Source organism: Streptomyces beijiangensis (assembly GCF_017315755.1).
GTDB lineage: Bacteria > Actinomycetota > Actinomycetes > Streptomycetales > Streptomycetaceae > Streptomyces > Streptomyces beijiangensis.
This window is the reverse complement of record NZ_JAFLRJ010001566.1, coordinates 1-461: the sequence shown is the minus strand read 5'-3', so window position 1 is coordinate 461 and position 461 is coordinate 1. Positions and strand designations below refer to the sequence as shown.

General features: G+C 69.8%; 1 protein-coding gene. It reads left to right on the top strand.

What is annotated here, in order from left to right:
* Nucleotides 1-179 precede the first annotated feature (179 nt).
* Nucleotides 180-461, top strand: a 282-nt coding sequence (locus J0695_RS42710; RefSeq protein ID WP_206970165.1) for an AAA family ATPase, incomplete at its 3' end; no start/stop codon positions are given.

Genomic DNA, 461 nt, shown 5'->3' with positions numbered 1-461 from the left:
CCGCGCAGGCCGCGTGAGCCCGGAGCACGGACGGAGGCAGAGACAGGGACGAAGACCGAGACGGAGTGGCTGTGATGACGGCCACCCCGTTCTGCCGATGATGACAGGAGGGTGAACAAGCGCTTGGATAGCAGCGTCAGTCAGTGCTCAGTCAGTGCCGCCCTGAGCTGGAGGCCCAGGTGTTCACTTCCGTCGACGACGTCTTGGCGCGACTCGCCGAGGCGGGTTATCTGGCGTCGCCCGCGGTGGCCACGACCGTCTTCCTCGCCGACCGGCTCGGGAAGCCGCTGCTGGTGGAGGGCCCCGCCGGGGTCGGCAAGACGGAGCTGGCCAAGGCGGTGGCCCAGGTCGCCGGGGCCCACCTGGTGCGTCTGCAGTGCTACGAGGGCGTCGACGAGTCCCGGGCCCTGTACGAGTGGAACCACGCCAAGCAGCTGCTGCGCATCAGCGCCGGCCGGGAC